At 72.4% G+C, this 23,639-nt stretch carries 16 protein-coding genes and 2 tRNA genes; 8 read left to right on the top strand and 10 right to left on the bottom strand.

Annotated features, from left to right (window positions below):
* Window positions 1-18: 18 nt before the first annotated feature.
* Entirely contained in the window at window positions 19-570 is a 552-nt protein-coding gene (tadA, locus tag NJC10_RS07285) for a tRNA adenosine(34) deaminase TadA (protein WP_413466409.1), read from the bottom strand.
* Between tadA and upp the strand changes: the two genes are divergently transcribed.
* The 3 genes from upp (at window position 569) to NJC10_RS07300 (ending at window position 2,957) form a co-directional block, all read left to right on the top strand.
* Window positions 569-1,204: a uracil phosphoribosyltransferase gene (upp, locus tag NJC10_RS07290; RefSeq protein ID WP_248118076.1), complete on the top strand. Its 636-nt coding sequence runs from the start codon at window positions 569-571 to the stop codon at window positions 1,202-1,204. The two genes, tadA and upp, sit on opposite strands and share 2 nt — an antisense overlap.
* 420 nt (window positions 1,205-1,624) lie before the next feature.
* The gene (locus NJC10_RS07295) at window positions 1,625-2,422 is read left to right on the top strand and encodes a winged helix-turn-helix domain-containing protein (protein ID WP_319075580.1); all 798 of its coding nucleotides are present in this window, start codon (window positions 1,625-1,627) and stop codon (window positions 2,420-2,422) included.
* Window positions 2,423-2,432: 10 nt separating this feature from the next.
* On the top strand, window positions 2,433-2,957 hold the full coding sequence (locus NJC10_RS07300) for a SixA phosphatase family protein (RefSeq protein ID WP_319075581.1): 525 nt from the start codon (window positions 2,433-2,435) through the stop codon (window positions 2,955-2,957).
* A gap of 84 nt (window positions 2,958-3,041) precedes the next feature.
* Here the strand turns inward: NJC10_RS07300 and NJC10_RS07305 are convergent.
* Window positions 3,042-3,118, bottom strand: a tRNA-Arg gene (locus NJC10_RS07305).
* 244 nt (window positions 3,119-3,362) lie between these two features.
* Between NJC10_RS07305 and NJC10_RS07310 the strand changes: the two genes are divergently transcribed.
* Window positions 3,363-5,204 carry a phosphoenolpyruvate carboxykinase (GTP) gene (locus tag NJC10_RS07310; protein ID WP_319075582.1) on the top strand — a complete coding sequence of 614 codons (1,842 nt, stop codon included), beginning with the start codon at window positions 3,363-3,365 and terminating at the stop codon, window positions 5,202-5,204.
* Window positions 5,205-5,286: 82 nt separating this feature from the next.
* Here the strand turns inward: NJC10_RS07310 and NJC10_RS07315 are convergent, their stop codons facing one another.
* Entirely contained in the window at window positions 5,287-6,471 is a 1,185-nt protein-coding gene (locus tag NJC10_RS07315; protein ID WP_319075584.1) for a globin domain-containing protein, read from the bottom strand.
* Between the two features lie 44 nt (window positions 6,472-6,515).
* On the bottom strand, window positions 6,516-6,989 hold the full coding sequence (locus tag NJC10_RS07320) for an Rrf2 family transcriptional regulator (RefSeq protein ID WP_319075586.1): 474 nt from the start codon (window positions 6,987-6,989) through the stop codon (window positions 6,516-6,518).
* A 117-nt stretch (window positions 6,990-7,106) separates the two neighbouring features.
* Between NJC10_RS07320 and NJC10_RS07325 the strand changes: the two genes are divergently transcribed.
* On the top strand, window positions 7,107-9,320 hold the full coding sequence (locus NJC10_RS07325; protein ID WP_319075587.1) for a RecQ family ATP-dependent DNA helicase: 2,214 nt from the start codon (window positions 7,107-7,109) through the stop codon (window positions 9,318-9,320).
* 129 nt (window positions 9,321-9,449) lie between these two features.
* Here NJC10_RS07325 and NJC10_RS07330 read toward each other — a convergent pair whose 3' ends face one another.
* Window positions 9,450-10,925, bottom strand: coding sequence for a phosphomannomutase/phosphoglucomutase (locus tag NJC10_RS07330; protein ID WP_298986846.1), 1,476 nt, complete (start codon window positions 10,923-10,925; stop codon window positions 9,450-9,452).
* 167 nt (window positions 10,926-11,092) lie between these two features.
* On the opposite strand from NJC10_RS07330, the gene NJC10_RS07335 reads away from it, so the two are divergent.
* On the top strand, window positions 11,093-12,223 hold the full coding sequence (locus NJC10_RS07335) for an MFS transporter (RefSeq protein WP_319075599.1): 1,131 nt from the start codon (window positions 11,093-11,095) through the stop codon (window positions 12,221-12,223).
* Window positions 12,224-12,251: 28 nt separating this feature from the next.
* On the opposite strand, the gene NJC10_RS07340 is transcribed toward NJC10_RS07335, so the two are convergent.
* A complete protein-coding gene (locus NJC10_RS07340; protein WP_319075588.1) occupies window positions 12,252-13,550 on the bottom strand; it encodes a hypothetical protein in 1,299 nt (432 codons plus the stop codon).
* Window positions 13,551-13,781: 231 nt separating this feature from the next.
* Here NJC10_RS07340 and NJC10_RS07345 point away from each other — a divergent pair, with 231 nt between their 5' ends.
* Window positions 13,782-14,651, top strand: coding sequence for a hypothetical protein (locus NJC10_RS07345; RefSeq protein ID WP_319075589.1), 870 nt, complete (start codon window positions 13,782-13,784; stop codon window positions 14,649-14,651).
* Between the two features lie 54 nt (window positions 14,652-14,705).
* On the opposite strand, the gene NJC10_RS07350 is transcribed toward NJC10_RS07345, so the two are convergent.
* A tRNA-Ser gene (locus NJC10_RS07350) sits at window positions 14,706-14,797 on the bottom strand.
* 233 nt (window positions 14,798-15,030) lie between these two features.
* Window positions 15,031-15,858 carry a PRC and DUF2382 domain-containing protein gene (locus NJC10_RS07355; protein WP_298713543.1) on the bottom strand — a complete coding sequence of 276 codons (828 nt, stop codon included), beginning with the start codon at window positions 15,856-15,858 and terminating at the stop codon, window positions 15,031-15,033.
* 291 nt (window positions 15,859-16,149) lie between these two features.
* On the opposite strand from NJC10_RS07355, the gene NJC10_RS07360 reads away from it, so the two are divergent.
* Window positions 16,150-18,117: an FAD/NAD(P)-binding protein gene (locus NJC10_RS07360; protein ID WP_319075590.1), complete on the top strand. Its 1,968-nt coding sequence runs from the start codon at window positions 16,150-16,152 to the stop codon at window positions 18,115-18,117.
* Window positions 18,118-18,228: 111 nt separating this feature from the next.
* Here NJC10_RS07360 and NJC10_RS07365 read toward each other — a convergent pair whose 3' ends face one another.
* Together NJC10_RS07365 and NJC10_RS07370 are read right to left on the bottom strand one after the other, a co-directional pair.
* A complete protein-coding gene (locus tag NJC10_RS07365) occupies window positions 18,229-21,024 on the bottom strand; it encodes an ExeM/NucH family extracellular endonuclease (protein WP_319075592.1) in 2,796 nt (931 codons plus the stop codon).
* A gap of 33 nt (window positions 21,025-21,057) precedes the next feature.
* On the bottom strand, window positions 21,058-23,520 hold the full coding sequence (locus NJC10_RS07370) for a bifunctional metallophosphatase/5'-nucleotidase (protein WP_319075594.1): 2,463 nt from the start codon (window positions 23,518-23,520) through the stop codon (window positions 21,058-21,060).
* Window positions 23,521-23,639 lie beyond the last annotated feature (119 nt).

The raw sequence follows: 23,639 nt of genomic DNA on the forward strand, positions 1-23,639 counted from the left end.
CCGTGCCCGGCCGTCGGCTCATTCCCGGTGCGCGGCGAAGAATCCGCGCAGCAGGGCGGCGGACTCCGCGGCGCGGACGCCGCCGCGCACCTGCACCGTGTGGTTGAAGCGCGGGTCCCGCACCACGTCCAGCACGGAGCCGCACGCGCCCGCCTTGGGATCCCACGCCCCGAACACAACGCGCGGGACGCGGGCGAGCAGCAAGGCCCCCGCGCACATGGGGCAGGGCTCGAGGGTGACCACGAGGGTGGAGTCGGTGAGGCGCCATCCGTCGCCGCTGCCCGAGGCCGCCAGGGCCTCGGCCGCGCGGCGCAGCGCCAGGACCTCGGCGTGGGCGGTGGGGTCGTGGTGCTGCTCGCGCTCGTTGCCCTCCGCCGCGAGGACGGTCCCGTCCCCGGCCACGAGGACCGCGCCGATCGGGACGTCTCCGGCCTCGCCGGCGGCGCGGGCGACCCCGAGGGCCAGGCCCATCCAGGCGTGCTCCTGCGCGGAGGTGGGCGCGGGGGCAGACGCGGAGGACACGGAGGAGGGCACGGCTCCAGCGTACGGGGGACGGTAGCGTGGGAGCATGCGCGTTCACGTCGTCGACCACCCCCTCGTCGCCCACAAGCTCACCGTCCTGCGGAAGCGGGAGACCCCCTCGATGATCTTCCGCCAGCTCACCGAGGAGCTGGTGATGCTCCTGGGCTATGAGGCGACGCGCGACGTCGCGGTGGAGCCCGTGACGATCGAGACGCCCGTGACCACGACGACGGGCACCCGCCTGGCCCGCCCGCGTCCCCTCGTGGTGCCCATCCTGCGCGCGGGCCTCGGCATGCTCGAGGGCATGGTCAAGATGGCGCCCTCCGCGGAGGTCGGCTTCCTGGGCATGGCGCGCAACGAGGAGACCCTCGACATCGTCACGTACGCCGAGCGCCTGCCCGCCGACCTGACCGGACGCCACGTCTTCCTCCTGGACCCGATGCTCGCCACGGGCGGGACCCTGGTCGAGGCCATCCGCTTCCTCTACGAGCGCGGTGCGGCACGGGTGACATGCCTCTGCCTGCTCGCGGCGCCGGAGGGCATCGCGCGCCTCGAGGAGTCCCTGGGCGACATGGAGGTGGACCTCTACCTCGCGGCCCTCGACGAGCGGCTCAACGAGCGCTCCTACATCGTCCCGGGACTCGGCGACGCGGGAGACCGCCTCTACGGCCTGGCCGAGTGAACCGGCTGCACCGCCGGCCCCGGCGCTGCAGCCCGCTCCCCGAGACCCCCGCTCCGGCGGGGGTCTCGTGCTTTCGGTGACCACCGTGTCGAATGTGTCGTCCACCAGATGGACGGGCGGGGGGCGACGTCGGAGGCAATCCGGTGTGGGAGATCTCAACTGGGAGTCTGCTGGGAGAATATGCGGCATACATCTGCGAGGCCCTCGATGGGGGCGGCGTCCGGTCAAAAATGACGCGGCGGGGTTATGCAGGTCGACGAATGGTGAGCTTAGACACAAATGGATCCTGAGCGTCCGATATGCGAGACGATCCACTCAGTGTTACTTGCCAGATCGCCGGGCGACGTCACATAGTCGTCATATGACGATCCCGCCCGCGTTCTCGCGAGCAGGCGGGGAACCGACTGAGGAGTGACGGTCATGAGTGAGTCCGCCGGATACGTGCATGTCTCGGTGCGCAACGCGCAGCGCCGGACCCCGGGCCACCGGGTGCGGGGCGCGGCAGGCCGCGGCGACCTCCGCCTCGCCGGGACGCCCGCGCCGGGCCGGCTCCCCGCGCAGACCGATCCGACTCCCGTGCTCGCGCCCAACGGCGTCCCCGGCCCCCAGGCGGTGGCCCGGGAGAACGAGGCCCGCGGCTTCGTGATCTACGTGGGCATGGACGAGCTCGCGGCCTCGGCCGCCGGCACCTCGCTCACCCGCCTCGCCAACGAGCTGCGCCACTACGTCGAGTCGCTCGTCCCGGGCTCCCAGTCCCACGCCGCCGTCGCCCTGGCCCCGGCCGGCGCTGAGGGCGACGACCTCGAGGTGGTCCGCCAGGTGCTGGGCGACCCCACCGTGCAGGGCGCCTTGCGCCCCGACCTGGCCCAGGCGCCCGCCCCGGTGTCCACGCGGCAGCCCGGCGTGCTGATCGACCTGTCCCGTCGCGAGGTGCAGCTGGACGGGGAGCCGCTGAACCTCACGTTCAAGGAGTTCGAGCTGCTCAACTACCTCGTGGAGAACGGGGAGCGCACGGTGGGCCGCGACGAGCTGCTCGAGGCGCTGTGGCGCACCTCGGACGAGGTCCCCAACGAGCGCACGATCGACGTCCACATCCGCCGCCTCCGCGCCAAGCTCGGCCGCCTGGCCAACACCGTGCGCACCGTGCGCGGCCAGGGCTACCGCTTCTACCGGCACCCCGAGGTCGTCGTGTGGGCCGCTCCCGAGTACTCCATCTGACCGCGGCGCCATGAGCGGCTCCGACGCGAAGACCCTGATCGTCCTGCGGCATGCCAAGGCCGGCTGGCCCGAGGGGGCGGACGACCACGACCGCCCGCTCGCCGCGCGCGGGCACGATCAGGCGCCCGCCGCCGGCCGCTGGCTCCGGGAGAACGGGCTCGTCCCGGACGGCATCGTCTGCTCGGACGCGTTGCGCACCCGGCAGACCTGCGTGTGGGTGTGCGAGCAGCTCGGCGAGCTCGCCCCCACCCCCTATCTGGACCGACGGCTCTACGAGGCCGACGCCGCCCGCGCGCTCTCGATCGTCAACGAGACCGAGGAGGGCGTCCGCCGCCTCCTGGTGGTGGGTCACATGCCGTGGGTGCAGAACCTCGGCATGCGCCTCATGAGCCTCGACTCGGACCAGGACGCAGCGCTGGCCATGACGGAGCACTACCCCACGCTGGGGCTGCAGGTCTTCCGGGTGGACAAGCCGTGGGCCGAGCTCGACGGGCGCGACGCCGCCCTCACCCACTTCGTGGTGCCGGGCCGCTGACGCCGCCGGAGCGGGCCCCGACGTCGCTGGACCTCTCGGGGACGACGAAGGCCCCCGCTCTCTGAGGAGCGGGGGCCTTCCCTGTGGTGCGCCCAAAGGGATTCGAACCCCTGACCTTCTGTTCCGTAGACAGACGCTCTATCCAGCTGAGCTATGGGCGCATCTTCCGTTCCGCCGGAGCGGATCGAACTCGTAGAACTATACACACCTTCCCCGCACGTGCAAAACGGGCCCCGTGGGCGGCCGGGCCGCCCTCGGGTGAGGCCGCCCTGGGCGGCCTCGCCTCAGGCCCCTCGGGTACCATGGCCCCAAGACCGTGCGACCACAACGGCGTGGCGCACCATGATCGGTGTGCACGTCTGTGGTGGGACGGAACGGTACAGGACCCCTACGGGAGGACTCTCCATGGCTGACAACGCCACCCCCACCTTCGCGGAGCGTGCTGTGCAGGACGCGCCCACGGACTACGCCCAGCTGCGCGACTGGGTCGCCGAGATCGCCGAGCTGACGCAGCCGGACGAGGTCCACTGGGTGGACGGTTCCCAGGAGGAGTACGACCGCCTCGCCGCCGAGCTCGTCGAGGCCGGCACCCTGACGAAGCTGAACGACGACCTCTTCCCGCACTCGTTCGCCGCGTTCTCCGACCCGGCCGACGTCGCCCGCGTGGAGGACCGCACGTTCATCTGCTCCGAGAAGGAGGAGGACGCGGGCTTCACCAACAACTGGAAGGCCCCCGCCGAGATGCACGGCATCCTCGACGACGCCTTCCGCGGCTCCATGCGCGGCCGCACCATGTACGTGATCCCGTTCGTCATGGGCCACCTCGACGCCGAGGACCCCAAGTACGGCGTGGAGATCACCGACTCCGCCTACGTCGTGATGTCCATGCGCATCATGGCCCGCATCGGCACCGACGTGCTGGAGAAGATGTCCCGCGAGCAGGCCTTCTACGTGCCCGCCGTGCACTCCGTGGGCGCCCCCCTCGCCCCCGGTGAGCAGGACGTGTCGTGGCCGTGCAACGCCACCAAGTGGATCGTGCACTTCCCCGAGGAGCGCTCCATCTGGTCGTACGGCTCGGGCTACGGCGGCAACGCCCTGCTGGGCAAGAAGTGCTACGCGCTGCGCATCGCCTCCGTGATGGCGCGGGACGAGGGCTGGCTGGCCGAGCACATGCTGATCCTCAAGCTCACCAACCCCGAGGGCCGTGCCTTCCACATCACGGGCGCCTTCCCCTCCGCGTGCGGCAAGACCAACCTCGCGCTGATCGACCCCACGATCGAGGGCTGGAAGGCCGAGACCCTGGGCGACGACATCACGTGGATCCGCGCCGGCCACGATGGCGAGCTGCGCGTGATCAACCCCGAGACCGGCTACTTCGGCGTGGCCCCCGGCACGGGCTGGTCCACCAACCCGAACGCCATGCGCGCGATCGCCCGCGGCAACTCCATCTTCACCAACGTCGCCCTCACGGACGACGGCGGCGTGTGGTGGGAGGGCATGACGGACGAAGTGCCCGCGCACCTGACCGACTGGCGCGGGAACGACTGGACGCCCGAGTCCGACACCCCGGCAGCCCACCCCAACTCGCGCTTCTGCACCCCGATCGAGCAGACCGACATGCTCGCGGACGAGTACCGGGACCCGGCCGGCGTGAAGCTGGACGCGATCCTCTTCGGCGGCCGCCGCAAGACCACCGTCCCCCTCGTGACGGAGGCCTTCGACTGGGAGGACGGCATCCTCAAGGGCGCCACCCTCTCCTCGGAGACCACCGCGGCCGCCGCCGGCGCTGTGGGCGTGGTGCGCCGCGACCCGATGGCCATGCTGCCGTTTCTCGGCTACGACGCCGGCGACTACCTGGCCCACTGGATCGAGGAGTCCGGCAAGGCCGACGCGGAGAAGCTGCCGCGCATCTACCTCGTGAACTGGTTCCGCCGCAACCGCGACGGCGGCTTCGCGTGGCCCGGCTTCGGTGAGAACTCCCGCGTGCTCAAGTGGGTCGCGGAGCGCCTCGAGGGCAAGGCCGACGCCGTGGAGACCCCGATCGGCTTCACCCCCACCCCCGAGTCCCTCGACCTGACCGGCCTGGACGTGTCCGACGCGGACCTCGAGGACGCCCTCAAGGTGGACCGTGAGGAGTGGGCCAAGGAGTCCGAGCTCATCGAGGAGTGGCTGGAGCGCTTCGGCGACTCGCTGCCCGCCTCCATCCGCGAGCGCTACGAGGCCCAGAAGGCACGCTTCGCCCTCTGAGCCCCGCCACCGACGACGTCGGCCCCCCACCACCGCGAAGAAGGAGGGGGGGGGCCCGACGTCGTCCTGCGGGCGGCTCCGCTCAGACGGCGAGCCAGAGGTCCGGGCCGAAGATCTCGTAGCGGATCCCGGTCGCCGGCACGCCGGCGTCGATCAGCGCGGAGCGAGTGGCCTGCATGAAGGCCAGCGGGCCGCAGAGGATGACCTCGGCGCCGGCGGGGAGCTCGATCTCGGAGGGGTCCATGCGGCCCTCGTGGACGGTGATGCCCTCGGGCGCCTGCTCCGGGGCCACGCCGAGCCACAGGTGGGCCTGGGCGTTCGGCAGCGCGGAGAGCGACTCCGTGAGCTGCCCGAGCAGGGCCACGGACTCCAGGGAGGCATCGGCGTGCAGGACGACGACCTCGCGGTCGGACCCCTGTTCGGCCAGCGAGCTCAGGATGGAGGCGGCCGGCGTGATGCCGATGCCCGCGGTGGCGAGCATGAGGGGCGCCGAGTCGTCCTTCGGGGTGATCTCGCCGTAGGGGTTGGACAGCTCGACGACGTCCCCGACCTCCACCGCGTTGATGAGCGTGGGGGAGACCTCGCCGGCCTCGTCCAGCTTCACGGTGATCACGCGCTCGGTGGTGGAGGCGGCGTGGTCCGAGAGCGAGTACTGCCGGGCCTGGCGCAGGCCGTCGGCCACCTTGACGCGCACCGAGACGAAGCCGCCGGCCTCGCCGGGGGTCTGCGGGGTGTCGTCGGCCGGCTCGAAGCGGAAGGTCACGGCGGCGTTGCCGGTGGGCTCCTTGGAGGCGACCTTCCAGTCGAGCCACATCTTGTCGTTGGCCTGCTTGGCGTAGAGGCCCTTCTCGAGCTCGATCAGGGCGTCGGCCATGAGCCAGTACACCTCGGTCCAGGCCTCGGCGACCTCGGGGGTCACGGCGTCGCCGAGGACGTCGGCGATGGCCCAGAAGAGGTTCTCGTAGACGATCTGGTACTGGTCCTCGGTGATGCCGAGGGCGGTGTGCTTGTGCGCGATCCGCGCGAGCACGGCCTCGGGCAGGGAGTCGGGGTGCTCGAGCTGGTGCACCGCGAAGCGCACGATCGAGCCGGCCAGGGCCTGGGCCTGCTCGCCGCTGCGCTGGTTGGCGCGGGAGAACAGTCCGTCCAGCAGCTCCGGATGGGCCTCGAACATGTGGGCGTAGAACTTCGGCGTGATCTCCGGCATGTGCTCGGCGACGACGGCGGCGGTGGCCTCGATGACGGGGCGGGACTTCTCGGACAGCATGGGGGTCTCCTCGGGAGCCTTATATGTGCATTACAGATGCAAGATTACACCGTGGCCGCGTGGGATCCCATCGCGGGCAGGCCCAGGGAGACCGGCCCCGCGGCGCCCGCTCCGCCCGGACGCACGAGGTCACGGACCGTCAGGAGGTCGAGCTCGGCCATGAAGGCCTCCCGGGCGCGCGCGAGGGCCTCCCGCAGTCGGCAGTCCGACGCGAACGGGCACGGGACGCCCGTCTCGTGGCCGGCGCAGTCGAGGACCTCTGCGCGGGGGCTCAGGTCGCGCACGAGCTCTCCGACGCGCTGGTCCAGCCCCGCCTCCGTGATCCGGGCGCCGCCCAGCCGGCCGCGGGCCACCTGGATGGTCCCGCGGCGGCGCAGCTCGGCCACGGCCTTGATGACGTGGTTGTACGGCACGTGGATCTCGTCCGCGATCCGTTGGCTGGTCAGCTGGCGCCCCTCGGCGCGGGCGAGCACCATGAGGACGCGCAGGCTCACGTCGGTGAACGCGTTCAACTTCATGGCGCCGATTCTCCCATCGGGGGGCACGCTCCTGCACAGGCGCCCCACGGGAGGCCTGCGTCCCCGGCGTCCCGGCGCCCGCCTCATCCTGTCCGCCTCCGTTGGCATACTGGCGCCATGACCTCCCCCAGGCACGACGCCGGCCCGCCCCTCCCTCCCGCCGCCGCCCCGGGCGGCCCGCGGCGTGAGCCCGCGGCGGACCCGGAGCTGCACTCCCAGGCCCTGGAGGTCCTGCGCCGCCTGGTGGACCGGTCGGACGCCGAGTTCAAGGAGGGCCAGTACGAGTCCGTCGAGGCGCTCGTGGCGCACCGCCGGCGGGCGCTGGTGGTGCAGCGCACCGGCTGGGGCAAGTCCGCCGTGTACTTCGTGGCGTCCCTGCTGCTGCGGGCGCGGGGCGCCGGCCCCACGCTCATCGTCTCCCCGTTGCTGGCCCTCATGCGGGACCAGGTCTCGGCGGCGGCGCGCGCGGGCGTGCGGGCCGTGTCCGTGAGCTCCGCGAACGCCACCGAGTGGGACGAGGTCCGGGCCAAGCTCGCGGCGGACGAGGTGGACGTGCTGCTGATCTCCCCGGAGCGGCTGACCAATCCCCGCTTCCGCGAGGAGCAGCTGCCGGACCTCGTGGCCCGCATGGGCCTGCTCGTGGTGGACGAGGCCCACTGCATCTCCGACTGGGGGCACGACTTCCGGCCGGACTACCGGCGCATCCGAGACCTGATCGGACAGCTGCCCTCCCAGGGACCCCGGGCGGTGCCCGTGCTGGCCACCACCGCCACGGCCAACGCCCGCGTGGTGCAGGACGTGGTGGAGCAGCTCGGCGTGGACTCGGCGCAGGACGTCTTCGTGCTGCGCGGTCCGCTGGCGCGCGCCTCGCTGCGCCTCGGCGTGCTGCGGCTGCCGAACCCCGCGGCCCGCCTCGCGTGGCTGCTGGCCCACCTGGGAGAGCTGCCGGGCTCAGGCATCGTCTACGCGCTCACGGTCTCCGCGGCGGAGGACACGGCGCGGGTGCTGCGCGAGGCCGGCCACGAGGTGGTGGCCTACACGGGCCGCACGGACCCGGAGCAGCGCGCCCGCATCGAGGAGGACCTCAAGGCCAACCGCGTGAAGGCGGTGGTGGCCACGTCCGCGCTCGGCATGGGGTTCGACAAGCCGGACCTCACGTTCGTCGTGCACCTCGGGGCGCCGAGCTCCCCGGTGGCGTACTACCAGCAGGTCGGCCGCGCGGGCCGTGGAACGGACCACGCGGACGTGCTCCTGCTGCCCGGCGCGGAGGACCGCCAGATCTGGCAGTACTTCGCCACGGCCTCCATGCCGGACGAGGCCCAGGCCCACACGGTGCTCGCGGCGCTCTCCGCGGACGGCGGGGCGATGTCCGTGGCGGCGCTGGAGCCCGCCGTGAGCATCAAGCGCACCGCCCTCGAGCTGCTGCTCAAGGTGCTCGCCGTGGACGGTGCGGTGGAGCGCGTGGGCGGCGGCTGGCGGTCCACGGGCCGCCCCTGGACCTACGACGGCGAGCGCTACGCCCGCGTGGCCGAGGCCCGCCGGGCGGAGGAGCGCCTCATGCTGGACTACCAGACGACGCAGACGTGCCGCATGGAGTTCCTGGCGCGGACCCTGGACGATCCCACGGCCGCGCCGTGCGGGCGGTGCGACGTCTGCGCCGGCCCGTGGTACCCCACGGGCTCGGACGGCGCCGCTCGGGAGCGCGCCGAGCACGCCCTGCACCGGGCCGGCGTCCCCCTCGAGCCGCGCCGCATGTGGCCCTCCGGGATGGACCGGCTGGGCGTGCCGGTGACGGGCCGCATGGCCGCCGGTGCGCAGGCGGAGGAGGGGCGCGCCCTCGCGCGTCTGACGGACCTGGGCTGGGGCGGAGTCCTGCGCGAGCTGCTCGCCGCGCCGGATGCCCCGGTGCCGGAGAACGTGCTGCAGGGCGCCGTGGGGGTCCTCGCCGGGTGGGGCTGGCAGGACCGCCCCATCGCGGTGGTGGCCATGCCCTCGAGGGGGCGGCCACAGCTCGTGGGCTCCTTCGCCGAGGGGGTCGCACGGATCGGCCACCTGCCGTTCCTCGGCACCCTCGACCTCGTGGGCGGCGGCCCGACGGCCGGCCCGGGCGGCAACAGCGCCTACCGGCTGGCCTCGGTCCACGGCCGCTTCGCCGTCCCGGAGGCCATGGCCCACATGCTCCGCACGGCGCCTGAGGCGGGGCACGTCGGCCCCGTCCTGCTCGTGGACGACCTCGTGGACTCCCGGTGGTCGCTGGCCGAGGCCACGCGGGTGCTGCGCGAGGCCGGTGCCCAGGGGGTGCTGCCCTTCGTCCTTGCCCAGTCCGGCTGATTCGACAGAGCTGAGGCGGCGGAGGCTGATTCGCCGGGACCCGACGTGACGAGGGCTGACACGCCGAGGGGGCGGGACCGGATGGTCCGGCCCCCTCGGGCCCGTGGAGGGCGGCCCGCCCGCCGTCCGTCAGCGCTCGGTGCGGACGATCTCCAGCACCGCGTCGCGGATGGCCTCCATGGTCTCCGGGGTCCGGGCCTCGCCGTTGTAGCGCAGGAACGGCTCCGTGTTGGAGGGGCGCAGGTTGAACCACCATGAGCCGTCGGCCGCGGAGACGGTGGTGCCGTCCATGCGGAGCACGCGCGTGGCCACGCCCGCGAAGTCCCCGTGGGTGGCCTGGCCGGCGTCGCCGCCGTCCTCGGCGCCCGCGGCGAACTGCGCGAGCACGGCGGCCACGGCGGCGTCCTTGTCCTCCACCTTCGAGTTGACCTCGCCCGAGGCGAAGTACGGCTCGTACTCCTCGGCCAGCTCGCTCAGGGGCTGCTCCTGCTCGCCCAGGGCGGCCAGGACGTGCATCGCGGCGAGCATGCCGGTGTCCGCGTTGAAGAAGTCACGGAAGTAGTAGTGCGCGGAGTGCTCGCCGCCGAACACGGCGCCCTCGGACGCCATGACCGCCTTGATGAAGGAGTGGCCCACACGGGTCACCACGGCGCGGCCGCCGTCGGCCTCCACCAGCTCGGGCACCGCTCGGGAGGTGATGAGGTTGTGGATGATCACGGGGGTCTCCTCCCCGTCCGCCTTCGCGCGGGCGATCTCGCGGCGCGCCACGAGGGCGGTGACCGCGGACGGGGACACGGGGTCGCCGTTCTCGTCGATCACGAAGCAGCGGTCGGCGTCTCCGTCGAAGGCCAGGCCGAGGTCCGCGCCGCGGTCCGTCACGGCCGCCTGCAGGTCGCGCAGGTTCTCCGACTCCAGCGGGTTGGCCGGGTGGTTCGGGAAGGTGCCGTCGAGCTCGAAGTAGAGCGGCTCGATGGTGAGCGGCAGGCCCGGCAGCAGCGTGTCCCCCAGGACCGCCGGAGTCGTGCGTCCCGCCATGCCGTTGCCCGCGTCCACCACGACCTTCAGCGGGCGGATGCCCCGCAGGTCCACGAGGGAGCGCAGGTACTCGGCGTAGGCGCCGAGGATCTCCTGCTCGGACACGGAGCCCGGGGCGTCCACCGCGGGGATCTCGCCGCCGTCCAGGTAGCGCTGGGCCACGTCGCGGATCTCGTAGAGGCCGGTGTCCGAGGAGACGGGCACCGCGCCGGCCTGGGCCATCTTCATGCCGTTGTACTCGGCCGGGTTGTGCGAGGCCGTGAACACCACGCCGGCGGCCTGCTTCACGCCGGCCGCGTAGTACAGCATGTCCGTGGAGATGAGGCCCAGCAGCAGCACGTTCGCGCCGCGAGCCGTGGCGCCGGCCGCGAACGCGTCCATGAACTCGGGAGAGGAGGGGCGCATGTCCCCGCCCACCAGCACGGTCTGCCCGGCCAGCTCGAGGACGTCCACGAAGGCTGCGCCCACGGCTCGGACGGACTCCGCCGTGATGGTCTCGCCCACGATGCCGCGCACGTCATAGGCCTTGAAGGAGTCACGCAGGTCGATGGGTCCAGAGGAAGTAGTCACCCGACCGATGGTAGTGGACCCCTGGATACAGTGGGCTGGTGGCCTCCGCGAACCGCTTCCCGCGCTCCGGCGGCGTGCCGGGCGGCCCGCCGCCGGAGGCCCCGGAGCCGCTCTCGCCCGGCACGCCCGCCTACCGCCGGCTGCTGCTCGGCCTCTTCCTGGCCGGCGTGGCCACCTTCGCCCAGCTCTACTCGCCGCAGGGCCTGCTCCCCCTCGTCAGCGCCGACCTGGGCGTGCCGGCCCACGAGGCGGCGCTGCTCGTCTCCGCCGCCACCCTCGGCCTGGCCGTCTCCGTGGTGCCGTGGTCGCTCGCGGGCGACCGGTGGGGCCGTCGACCGGTCATGGTGGTCTCGCTCGCCGGCGCGAGCGCGCTCGCGGTGGCCAGCGGGCTGGCCCCCTCGCTCGAGGCCATGATGGTGCTGCGCCTGTTCGAGGGGATGGCGCACGGCGGCGTCGCGTGCCTCGCCGTGGCGCTGCTCGCGGAAGAGGTGGCTCCGCGCGCGGTCACCGCGGCGGCGGGCACCTACATCGCCGGGACCACGCTGGGCGGCCTGTCCGGCCGGCTCATCGCGCTGCCCGTCGCCGAGGCGGCCTCGTGGCGCGCGGGCATGCTCGCGGTGAGCGCGGTCGGCGTGCTGTGCACCCTGGGGTTCCTCTGGGCCACCCCGCGGGCCCGCCGCTTCGTCCCCTCCCGCACCTCCGTGCGGCAGGTCACCCGCACGGTCCGTGCGCACCTGCACGCGCCCGCGCTCGTGGCGGTGTACGCGCAGGCGCTGCTGCTCATGGGCGGCTTCGTGGCCCTGTACAACTACGTGGGCTACACGCTCCTGGCCCCGCCGTTCTCCTGGGACCCCTCGGCCGTGGGACTCGTGTTCCTCGCCTACCTCGCCGGCACCTGGGCGTCGCCGTGGGCCGGCCGGCTGGCCGCACGGCATGGCCAGCTGCGGGTCCTGGTCGCGGCGACGACGGCGATGGCCGTGGGCGTGGCCCTCACCCTGGTGCCCCACCCGCTCGTGCTCGTGCCCGCACTGGTGCTGGCCACCGGGGCGTTCTTCGCGGCGCACTCGGTGGCCTCGGCATGGGCCGGCACCGCCGCGGTGACGGGCCGCGCGCAGTCCACCTCGCTGTACAACCTGGCCTACTACGCGGGATCGAGCCTCTTCGGCTGGCTGGGCGGGGTGTTCCACGAGGCCCACGGCTGGCCCGGGACGGTGGTGATGGTGGTGGCGCTCGTGCTCACCGCCACCGTGGTCGCCGTCGTCGTCCTGCGCGGAGACGAGACGGCCCCGGCTCGATGAGCCGGGGCCGGGCGGGTGCGGCGGACGGTCACCTGCCGCGGCCGGCGGCGTCCGTGCCGTCGGCGGAGCGGGCCTGCTCCTGCCACTGCTTGAGCACGGCCGGGTCCTGCAGCTCGAGCCAGTCCAGCATCTGCTGGTAGGTCACGCAGTACGTGTCCTCCTTCTGGCAGACCTCGCGCATGACCTGGTCCACCGCGGGGTTGAACGTGTTGTCGTTCCACGTGTTGAAGTGGTTGCCGAACACGAGCGGGGCGCGGTTGCCGTTGAACGCCGACTCGTACACGTACAGGTAGGTCTCCCGCTGGAACCTGCCGAGGCGCCCCTTGTCTGCGGGGACCTCCTTGCCGCCGTTGCCGTCCATCCAGAAGTTGTAGTCCATGGCCAGGACCATGGGGTACTTCTTGCCCTCCTCGGCGAGCACGGGGGAGTAGACGGTGGGCATGTCGAACTCCCAGATGCCGTCCTTCTGGTAGGGCCAGGCCACCCCGGGCTTGCGCTCCCAGTGCGACGTGTCGTACTCCAGGCCGTGCTCCTTCCAGACCGGCACGAGCGCGTCCCACTCCCCGTCCAGGCAGGGCAGGCGGCCGCCCTTGACGTCCTCCGCCTCGACCTCGAGCTCGGGGAAATCCTCCCCGTAGCCGTTCACGCGGCGCGGGTCGTCCAGGAACTCGTAGAACGTCCCGATCTCCTGCTCCCACTCGGCGGTGGACCACTTGTTCGCGCCGTACTCCGCCGAGGCACAGAGGTGGCCGCTGTAGTGGGTGCCGATCTCGTGGCCGCGGGCGTGGGCCTCGTTGATGTTCTCCACGCGCTGGGCCACCTCGGCCTCCGGTCCGCCGAACTCGGTCTGCACCACGCCGGGCTCGTTGCCCGGGGCGCTGTAGATCTCCTTGTTCGCACTGCCCACCAGGTTGATGCCGGACTGGAACACGGTGAACTTGGCGCCGGCCTCGTCCGCGGTCTCCATGAACGACTTCCAGCGGGCGTCCTGGTTGCCGCCGTCGAAGGAGAACAGGACGAACTGCGGAGGGCGCTCGTCCGCGCCGTATGCGCGCATCGGCACGTCCGGGTTGGACCGGGCCGCCAAGGGGCCCTCGGTCTCCGCCTCCGAGGACGACGCCGCACTCGAGTCCGCGCTCGGCCCCGTGCCGGTCGTCGCCGAGGCGGACGCATCGCCGCCCTGAGCAGCCGGACCGCCGGGTGAGGCGCCGTCGCTCTGGGGGGCGGAGCAGCCGCTCAGGAGCAGGGCCAGGGCCGCCGTCGCACCCCACACGCGGTGCCGCCGAGACCCGGAGCGCTCGGTGAGGCACGAAGGGGGAAGGGGCATGGTGATCTCCTGCGTGGTGGCCGGTGCTGCCGGTGGTGTCGTTGCTGTTCGGGGCGGGCGAGGTCGCGCGCGCGGTGCCGCGGCCGTCCAGCGGCCGCCGCCTGTCCACCCTAGGCACACCCGAGGGCCCCGGCCGGCGATTTCCCGGGAACTGTGACGAAGGTGTGACCCCTCGCCGCGGCGGGCTCTTCGGCCGCCGGGGCCCCGGAGCGCCGACCTAGACTGACGGGCATGGAATACCTCGTTCCCGCCCTGGCCGTGCTGGCGATCGGCGTGCTCACGCTGGCGGTCGGCAACCGGATGGCGCGCAGCGCCCACAGCGGGAGGACGGCCGCGCCGGCGTCCACCCAGCGGGCGGAGGCGAGTGAGGCCCGGGCCAGGGAAGCCGTGTCCCTGCTCGACGAGGGGGGCCACCGCGCCGTCTACGGGCACATCGCCCAGAGCCGCGTCATGGAGGCCATCCGCGCCTACCGGGGCATCACCGGCCGGAGCCTGAAGGACGCCGTCCTGGACGTGCAGTCCCTGGCCGCCTACCCGCAGGTCTACCCGACGCGCCCGCCCGCAGGGCTCGAGGACCTCGACGGCTCGCACGCCTCGACGCCGTCCGCAGGTGGGGACGAGCCCGTGGTGCCCGAGCCTGCCCCCCAGGAGAGGGGCGGGACGCAGAGGGGTGGGGCACCCCGCCGGGTCGGGGAGACCGAGGGCCCGGACGAGGCCGGCGGCGGCGCTGGGTCCCACGCCGCGGCCCCGGGCGCGGAGTCCGGGGCGCCGCGCGAGGCGGACGGCTCCGCCGACGCCGTCCCGGCACCCGCGGAGGCGTCGGCCGGCGCGGAACCCCTCACGATCCCGACCGAGTGGATGGGCGATCCCGCGCCGGAGGAACAGCCGTTCGAGGTGGAGGTGCTGCGCGGCGAGGGATCCGTGCGCGTCTCCTCCCGTGACCTCCCGCCGTGGCTGCGCGATCAGCTGGCCGCCATGGTGCGGGATGGGAACCTGGAGTCCGCGGCCGTGCAGCTGTCCACCCATTCGGAGCTCACGGTCCCGGAGGCGTTCGAACTCCTGCGCCGCATGCGGGAGCGCCGCGAGGGCCACGGGGCCTGAGGGTCCTTGGACGCGGAAAGGGCCGGAATCGCAATGATTCCGGCCCTTCCTGGGTGGCGGAGACGGGGGGATTTGAACCCCCGGCTCAACTTTCGCCGAGCCCTTCATTAGCAGTGAAGTCCATTCGGCCGCTCTGGCACGTCTCCATCCGTTCCGTCGGCGCCGTGACGGCGTCCAGGGAACCCGGTCAGCTTAGCCTGCGCGGGGGAGAGAGGGCAAAGGCTCTGCGCCGGGGTTCGTCGTGCACCGTCTGCACCGCCGCCGGGCGCCCGTTCCCCTGCCGGGACAGAGAGGGCTCAGGCGAAAGGGCCCCGGATCACCGCGGTGATCCGGGGCCCTTTCGGCCTCACTCGACCTCAGCGGCCGGGCGTCGCGTGACTCAGATGCGGTCGTTGCGATCGTTCAGGTCGGCGCGATCGGTGGTGGTGTCACCGTCGATCTTGACGTCCTCGTGGCGCAGCTCCTCGGAGACGGTCTCGGTCTCCTGGATCTGGCGCTTGCCCAGCGACACCTTCTCGGCCTCCACGGTCTTCTCGACGACCGGGGTCTCCTCGTAGGTGGTCACGGAGACCTCGCCGTCAGCGTCGGCGCGACGGGCCTCGGCGGAGTTGGGATCCACGGACTCGCGCTCCACGACGACCTCTTCGCGGGTGACGGGCACCTCCACGGTCTCGGTGGTGGTGTAGGACTGCTTGCGCAGACGCACACGGCCGGAGGCCTTGCGCTCGGTGCCGACGTTCAGGTGCTCGTCACGGACGACGACGCCGTCAGCGTCGTTCACCTCGCGGCGGTCGGTGTCGACGACGTCACGGTCGGTGTCGACGACGTCGCGGTCGCCGACGACGCCGGCGGTGGTGTCCACGTCGCGGCGGTCCTCCACGTGGCCCTCAGTGGCGGTGTACTCCATGGAGTAGTACTCGTAGATGCGCTGCTCCTCCTGCGGGGTCAGCGAGCCGTCGGCGTCCACGTTCGGGGCATCCTTCACGAAGGCCTTCTCGTAGGGGACGGTGATGCCGTCGGCGGTGGTCTGCGCCTGCTGCAGCGGGATGAAGGTCTCGTTGGCGCCGAAGAGGCCGGTCTTCACGGTCACGAAGGTCGGCTCGTTGGTGACGTCGTCCAGGTAGACCTGGCCGACGGAACCGATCTTGTCGCCATCGGTGGCGTACACGGAAGCGTTCTGAAGCTGATCAAGCATGTTGCGGTCCATGGTATTTCTCCTTCTGGGTTGGGCTTTTTCTTTCCCGTACGACAAGAACAATTCCTCACGAGCGTCCTCCGCGTCAACCGTCGATCCACGACTTGCGGTTATTCCCAGGGTTCTCACAGCCGGGAGGGAAGCACCCCCCTCATTCCGCGATCTGTCAAGGATTCGCCGCGAGATCGCCTCTCGGCTCGACCTCGAGGATCGGCGGATCCCACGCCTTGACGGAAGGCGATAGGGTGTGGTTTTACGCGGGCGAGGCTTCGGACGAGTCCGGAAGGAATCCCAGGAGGCAGTGTGCAAGATTCTAGAGAGGGCGTCCGTCGCCTCTCGATCGTGGGCGCCGGGCCGCGCGGCGTCATGCTCCTCGAGCGGCTGCTGGCGCACCTCGAGCAGGGGAGCCTCCACCGCTCTCCCGCGCTGAGCATCCATGTGGTGGACCCGTACCGGCCGGGACCCGGACGGGTATGGCGGACGGACCAGTCCGAGCTCTACTTCATGAACACGCCGGCCTTCTACCCCACGGCGAGCGCGGCCGACAACCCCGGGCTGCGGCCCTCGACGGCCGCCCTCTCCTTCGACCAGTGGCGCCGGGTGAATCCGCAGGAGAGTCGTGGCGTCCAGCGGCACCAATACCCTGCCCGCGCCGCGTACGGGCGCTATCTGCGCCACCTCTACGACACGGTGGTGGAGATGCTGCGGGCCCGCCCCGAGGTGGTGGAGGTCCGGGAGCACCGCGCCGAGGCGACCGCCCTGCACCCGCGGCCCGACGGCGGGGCGCAGCTCACCCTGCGCCATGCCGGCGGCGAGGAGAGCCGGCTCGAGGCGGACGCCGTCGTGCTGTGCCTGGGCCACCAGCCGGCCGAGCTGAGCGCGGGACAGCGCCGCATGGCGGAGGCCGCCGAGGCATCGCCGCACCTGCACTACCAGGGCCCGCAGATCCCCTCGGACGTGGACTGGTCCGCGGTGGAGCCCGGTGCGTCCGTGCTGGTGCGCGGCATGGGCCTGAACGCCTTCGACCTGATGGCTCAGCTGACCCTCGGCCGGGGCGGCGCGTTCCACCGGACCGGAGACGGGGCCGGCCGGGCGCTGCGCTACGAGCCCTCGGGCCGCGAGCCCTCCCTGCGCCTGATGTCGCGGCGCGGCGTGCCGTACCTGCCGAAGGCGGAGGTGGACGCGTTCGTTCCGCGCGGAGTGGCGCTCTCCTACCTCTCCGACGCCGTCGTCGACGGCCTGCTGGCCGAGCACGGGGAGCTGGACCTCGCCGAGCACGTCTGGCCGCTGCTTCATCGGGACGTGGTGCGCCACTACTACGCGACGATGGCGCGCACGCAGCCGGAGATCCTCGGCGGGCCCGTGGCGGCCCGCCGCTTCCTCGGGGAGCTCGTGGGCCTGCTGGAGGAGGCCGGGCGGGGCGCCCCCGTCACGTCGATGCATGCGGCGGACCTGCTCCGCCAGTACGCGCCCGGCCGCGGCTTCCTCGACATCCTGGCGTACGCCGAGCCCTTCCGGGACCAGGTGTTCGACAGCGACGAGGAGTACCAGGCGGCCGTGTCCCACTACGTGGGGCAGGCCTGCGGGGAGGCGGCGCGCGGCGAGGGCTCCCCGTTCATGATGGCGGTCGGCGCTCTGCACGCCGGGCGACTGCGCATCAAGCAGTGGGTGGCGCAGGGGCGGATCACCGAGGCGTCGAGGATCAAGGACGTGCAGGGCTGGTTCGAGCCCCTCGTGGAGGGGCTGGCCTCGGGCCCGCCCCTGTGGCGCGTGGAGCAGATGCTGGCCGTGCACCGGGCGGGCCTGCTGACCTGGTCGGGGCCGTGGCCCACGGTCGAGGCCGACGGCGAGGACGCCTTCCGCGTGCACAGCCCTCAGGTGGGCGCCGCGGACTCCCGCGTGCCGGCGGCGGCCTCGGGGACGTGGCTCGTGGAGGCCATGATGCCGCCCAACCGCGTGCGCTCCGCCTCGACGCCCCTCGTGCGCCAGATGCTGGCCGACGGCGTGGCGGCCACCGGCGTCTGGGAGGACGAGGAGGGCGCCCGGCTCCCCTCGACAGGGTTCGACGTGACCGGACGGCCCCACCGGCTCCGCGCCGCTGACGGCCGCGTGCACGAGCACATCCTCGTGCTCGGCCTGCAGCTCTCCGGGGTGCAGTGGGGCACCGCGATCGCCGCGGAGGCGGGTGCGGACCCGGACGGCCGCGCCCTCTTCCTCGGGGACGCGGATGCGGCGGCCCGCGTCCTGCTCGGAGGCCGACCCGCGGGGTGAGCACGGGGGACCGGTCCCCGCGCTGACGCGGTGGGGCGGGCCGACGACGACGGCGGGGCCGCCCGGGATCATCTCCCGGGCGGCCCCGCCGTCGTGCGAGGGGTCAGCCGATCAGCCGGCGGCGGGCACGAGGACTCGGCCCTTGCCCTTGCCCGGGTGGGAGCCGTCATGGCCCTTGCCGGGGTGCATGCCGGTGCAGCGCATCCACTCGGCGGCGGAGAACCCGCCGTTCCCCTTGCCCTTGCCCTTGGACGGGTGCGTGACGTCCTCGCACTGGCCGCCCGGGGCCGGATCCGTGGGATCCGTGGGATCCGTGGGGTCGACCGGGTCCACGGGGTCGACCGGCTCGGTCGCGGGGGCGTCGAGCTGCAGGCCCACGAGGATCGGGTTGTGGTCCGAGGAGCGCCACTGGTCCGGGGAGTAGAAGTCCTCCTCCACGTAGTCGTGGCGCGAGTACTCGAGGGCCACGGACTCGTTGGCGTTGATCATCCAGATGTCCTGGCCCGTGATCGCGGCCGAGGCCGCGGGCGAGGCGTAGATGCCGTCCAGGCTGCCCACGCTGCCGCCGAAGACGTACGAGTACTCGTCGGTGAGCGCACCCTGGGAGATGTAGCCGGCCTCCTCGAGGACGCGGATGGGGTCCTCCTTCTCGTAGGAGTTGAAGTCGCCCATCAGCAGGACCTTGTCGGTCCCGGCCAGCACCTTCATCTGCTCCGCGAAGGCCACGAGGGCCTCGGCCTGGCCGACGCGGTCCGCGTTGTAGGCGCCCTGCCCGTCGCCGGAGTCCACGTTCTCGCCGGTGGCGCCGGAGCCGCCCTTGGACTTGAAGTGGTTGGTGATCGCGATGAACTCGGTGCCCTCGACGCCGTCGCCGGAGGCGTCCGCCACGCGGAAGACCTGGGCCATGGGCTCGCGGGCGTTGTCGAAGTTCACCTGGTCGTCCAGGATCACGGACTCGCCGACCGGGGTGACCTCGGCGGGCTGGTAGATGAAGGCGCTGCGGATGACGTCCTCGTCCTCGACGGCGGGACGGTCCGCGGGGGAGGCGACGTACGCCCACTTCTCGTAGCCCGCCTGCTCGTTGAGGGCGTCCACCAGGTGCGCGAGCGCGTGGTCGCGGTCCAGGCCGAACTTCTCGGAGTTCTCGATCTCCTCGAGGGCCACCACGGAGGTGTCCATGCCGTTGATCGCGGTGGCGATCTTGGCCTGCTGGCGAGCGAAGGCCTCATCGGTGTAGGCGCCGCGGGGGAGGCAGTCCTTGGTGGCCACCGGGTCGCCGTCGTTGTCGTAGTAGGCGGAGCAGCCCGGCACATCCTCACCGAGGGTGGTGAAGTAGTTCAGGACGTTGAAGCTGCCCACGGTCACGTTGCCGCCGAGCTCCTCCGGGGCCGCCTCCTCCACGCGCGTGTTCTCGATGGAGACGGGCTGCACGGTCGACGCCGTGGCGTCGGTGAGGTGGCCCAGCGGCTGGAAGGACCACGCGCCGAAGCGGTAGTCCAGGATGACGCCGGTGGTGAACTCGAGGCCGGCACCCACGCGGACGGGCTGGTCCGCGTCGAGGTAGGGCAGCGGGTTCTGATTGCCGGGGGAGCGGAAGAAGTTCACGGTCGAGCCGTCGTCGAGGACGATCAGCTTCTCCGCGTTCGCGGCGGCCACGGCCTGGGCGTCGGCGCCGGGCAGCGCGACCGACGTCGGGTTGTCCAGCGGATCGGTGCCCGGCACGATCCCGAGCGAGCCGTACTGGTTCAGGCTGTAGTTGTCCGTCACGGTCCACTCGCCCTGCGGGGCGAGCAGCTCGCCCTCGTGGGCCTCGCGCTCGGCCTCGGTGAGGGGGAACTCCACCGCGGTGGGGGCGACGGCGGCGCCGTCGGCCAGGGTGGTCACGCCGCCGGCGTCCACGCGGATCTGCGTGAGGCCGTAGTACTCGGAGACCGTGCCGGTGACCTGCACGTGGTCGCCCATCGCGACGGTGCCGACCGTGTCCGGGGAGTACACGAACAGGCCGTCCGACGCGCCCGGGGTGGCGTCGACGGCGTCGCCGCCGGTGCCCGCCGTCTGGATGTAGTAGCCGTTGTAGCCGCCCGTGGAGTACACCGCGGTGACGACGCCGGTGGTGGCGACGGACTGGCCCTCGAGCGGGGACACGGCGCCGGTGCCCTGGATCTCGGCGATGGTGACGCGCTCCACCGGGGCGGGCTCGACCGGGTCGACCGGATCGACGGGGTCGGTCGGATCCGTGGGCTCCGTGGAGGAGCTCGTGGAGTTCATCGGCGTCACGTCGGCGGTGACGGTGAAGTCCGCGGAGTTGTCGTTCGTGTCCACGCCGTCCGCGCGGGTCAGCGACTTCGGGTCCGTGTTGGCCGAGGGGGCGCCGGAGGGAGCGGTCTCGTAGGTGTTGGTGGCGCCGTAGCCCAGCAGGTCGGCGACGCCGGCGGTCTCGTCGGTCACGGAGCCGACGGGGAGACCCGCCAGGGTGCCCGCCTGGTCCGCGAGCACGATGGTGCCCTTGGTGCCCGCGGGGTTGAACGAGCCGCCCGCGTTGAGGTCCGGCGTCGGGAGCGCCTCGCCGGAGGTGCCGTTGGAGCCGCCCTGGATCAGGAAGTGGCCGTGGGCCGGGACCACGCCGCTCAGGGCGACGGTGTTGTTGGTGGCGCCCGTGCCGGTGCCGGAGCGGTACTGCAGCGACCAGCCCTCAAGCGAGATGGGCTCGTCCGTGGGGTTGTAGAGCTCGACGAACTTGTTGGTGTACACCGCGTTGGCGGAGCCGCCGTTGGTGTACGCCTCGTTGATCACGAGGCTGTCGCCGGCGGGGGAGGCCATGGCTGGGCCGGCCACCACGGCGGGGGCCAGCAGGGTGAGGGCCGCGAAGACGGCGGCGGGGCGCGTGCGGCGCAGGGAGATCGGCATGATCGTTGTCTCTCTTCTCAGTCTGTCGTCGTCTCAGCGGCCGGTGGGGGCGGTGCTGAAGGCCTTGCGGAAGCGCACGAGCGCACCCGCACCGAGCGCGGCGATCCCGGCGAGCCACCACGCGGCCTCATCGCCGGTCTGCACCTTGGTGGGGACGGTGTGCTCGGCGGTGTCGGACTCGGCCGGCTTGGCGGGCTTGGCCGGCTTCTCCGGGTGGCCGGGCTGCGCGGGCTTGGCGGGCTTGGCCGGCTTCTCCGGGTGGCCGGGCTGCGCGGGCTTGGCGGTCGTGGCCGGCTTCTCCGGGTGGCCGGGCTGCGCGGGCTTCGCGGGCTGAGCAGGCTCGGCGGGCTCGCCCGGCTTGCCGGGGTTCGCGGGGACGGCCGGCTCGGCCGGCTGAGCCGGGGTGGTCGGCTCGGTCGGGTCGGTCGGCTCGGCGGGGACCTCGGCGGCCAGCACCTCGAGGGCGTGGCGCACCACGGTCTCGGTGCCGTCCGCGTAGCGCACGGTCATGCGCAGCTCACCGGCGCCGGCGGTGGCCGGGGCGGTGATGCCCGAGAGGGTCACGGTCTCAGCGCCGGCGGGCACCTCCACGGTGCCCAGCTCCACGGCGGTGCCGTCCGTGCCCACGAAGGCGACGTCCACGGCGGTGGCGGCGGGGGCGCCGTCGGAGTCGATCACCAGGTCGCCGAGGGTGAGGACGATCTCCTCGCCCGCGGTCACGGTGGCCGGGGCGCCGGTGACCGGCACGCTCTTCTTCGCGTAGTCGGGGGCGACGGCGCCGTCCTCGGCGGCCTGGGCCCGCGCGTAGTCCTCGACCGCCTGGGAGTCGAGCAGGCCCGTGTTGACGAAGTTCTCACGGCCCTTTGCGAAGGCGGTGTAGCCGTCGGGGGCCTTGGCCGGGTCGCCGAGGGCCACCCAGGTGTCGTCCGCCAGGAAGGACTGCGTGGCCAGGGTGTACATGGCATCCATGTCGATCGGCTCGCCGTCGATCCAGATGCCGGTGACCTTGTCGCCCTGGGCGCGGGAGTCGTCGTAGGTCCAGGTCAGGTTCTCGGACCAGCCGAGGGTGAAGCGGCGCTCGCCGTCGCGCCAGTTCTGCTCGATGGCCTCCTTGATGGAGGAGCCCGGGATGTCGAAGTAGGCGATGGTGTTGCCGAACGGCGCGACGTCCAGCAGCTCGCCGAGGGTCAGCTGGCCGGTGAGGTCGCCCTTGGAGGTGAACGTGCCGCCGTCGTTGAACTGGTCCTCGAGCAGCTCGGAGCGCAGGCCGCCGGGGTTGGTCACGCCGAGGTCCACCTCGGGGTTGACGGCGGAGGCGGCGTGCTTCACGGCCTCGCCGACCCAGTTGCCCAGCGTGGTCTCGGCCATGCGGGTGCCGCCGGCCTTCCACGGCTTCCCGGCCTCGATGAGCTTCCGGTAGTCGGTGGTGATCGAGCCGCCCAGGTCGGCGACGACCTCGGACTGCATCTCCTCGAAGACCTTCACGGCCTCCTGCTCGATCTCGTAGACCTCGGCGGTGACGGCCGACTCGGCGGCTGCCTCGGCGGGATCCTGGGTGGAGCGCTCCAGCATCTGCTGCGTCACCGAGGTGACCTCGCCGGAGGCGTCCAGGGTGAGCTCGACGGCGGCGAGGTTCTTGCCGGACTGCGCGGCCTGCATCACGGGGCGGGCCACGCCGCCGTTCTCGGTGGAGTACTGGTAGAGCTGGTGGGTGTGGCCGTTGAAGATGACGTCCACGGCGGGGACGGTGTCCTCCACCATGCGCTGGAAGACCTCGCGGTCGGCGAGCTCGGCGGCCAGGTCGCCGCTGCCGGCGGCGCCGTCGTGGTACGAGGCCACGATCACGTCCGCGGAGCCCTCGTTCTCGATCTGCGTGGCCACCGCGTTGACGGCGTCCGCCATGTCGATGACCAGGTTGCCCTCGAGGCCGGCGCCCGTGGTGGTGGCGTACAGCTCGTTCGGGGAGGCGCCGATCACGGCCACGCGCACGCCGTTGACCTCGCGGATCACGTGGGAGGTGAGGACGGGCTCCTTGGAGGTCGGGTCCACGAAGTTGGCGGAGAGCACCGGGAAGTCGGCGCGCTCGGCGACGCGGCCCTGGAGGTCGTCCAGGCCCTTGTCGAACTCGTGGTTGCCCGCGGCGAGGGCCTCCAGGCCCAGGGCGTTCATGATGTCGATCGTGGGGTTGTCCTGCTGCACGTTGGAGACCGAGGCGGAGCCGCCGATCAGGTCGCCCGCGGAGGTGAGCAGCACGGAGTCCGCGCCGTGCTCGGCCTCGAACGCGGTGCGGTAGTCCTCCACGGTGTCGGCGAACTGGGTGCCCGAGTAGCCGGAGGAGAGGGCGCCGTGGAAGTCGTTGAACGAGAGGATCGAGATGGTCTTCTCGTCCGCCGCGGACGTCTCGACGGCGAGGGCGGGCATGGCGCTCGCGGGCGCGAGGATCAGGGTGGTGCAGACGATGGTGGCCGCGGTGCGGCGGCTGAACAGGCTGGACATGGTTCTCCCCGGGGTGCGTGGTGATGAGGTGGCGCCGCGCGGTGCGTGGCGCATCACCCCCGATCACAGCACCGTGAGGTGACCTCCGGATGAACGCCGGGTGGGGAGGGAATGACGGG

The sequence above is a fragment of the Micrococcus sp. M4NT genome (assembly GCF_033790745.1).
Lineage (GTDB): Bacteria > Actinomycetota > Actinomycetes > Actinomycetales > Micrococcaceae > Micrococcus.

Coding starts and splice junctions, on each gene's coding strand:
- upp (WP_248118076.1), top strand. CDS start 569: ATGCGCGTTCACGTCGTCGACCACCCCCTCGTCGCCCACAAGCTCACC.
- tadA (WP_413466409.1), bottom strand. CDS start 570: ATGCTCCCACGCTACCGTCCCCCGTACGCTGGAGCCGTGCCCTCCTCC.
- NJC10_RS07295 (WP_319075580.1), top strand. CDS start 1,625: ATGAGTGAGTCCGCCGGATACGTGCATGTCTCGGTGCGCAACGCGCAG.
- NJC10_RS07300 (WP_319075581.1), top strand. CDS start 2,433: ATGAGCGGCTCCGACGCGAAGACCCTGATCGTCCTGCGGCATGCCAAG.
- NJC10_RS07310 (WP_319075582.1), top strand. CDS start 3,363: ATGGCTGACAACGCCACCCCCACCTTCGCGGAGCGTGCTGTGCAGGAC.
- NJC10_RS07315 (WP_319075584.1), bottom strand. CDS start 6,471: ATGCTGTCCGAGAAGTCCCGCCCCGTCATCGAGGCCACCGCCGCCGTC.
- NJC10_RS07320 (WP_319075586.1), bottom strand. CDS start 6,989: ATGAAGTTGAACGCGTTCACCGACGTGAGCCTGCGCGTCCTCATGGTG.
- NJC10_RS07325 (WP_319075587.1), top strand. CDS start 7,107: ATGACCTCCCCCAGGCACGACGCCGGCCCGCCCCTCCCTCCCGCCGCC.
- NJC10_RS07340 (WP_319075588.1), bottom strand. CDS start 13,550: ATGCCCCTTCCCCCTTCGTGCCTCACCGAGCGCTCCGGGTCTCGGCGG.
- NJC10_RS07345 (WP_319075589.1), top strand. CDS start 13,782: ATGGAATACCTCGTTCCCGCCCTGGCCGTGCTGGCGATCGGCGTGCTC.
- NJC10_RS07355 (WP_298713543.1), bottom strand. CDS start 15,858: ATGGACCGCAACATGCTTGATCAGCTTCAGAACGCTTCCGTGTACGCC.
- NJC10_RS07365 (WP_319075592.1), bottom strand. CDS start 21,024: ATGCCGATCTCCCTGCGCCGCACGCGCCCCGCCGCCGTCTTCGCGGCC.
- NJC10_RS07370 (WP_319075594.1), bottom strand. CDS start 23,520: ATGTCCAGCCTGTTCAGCCGCCGCACCGCGGCCACCATCGTCTGCACC.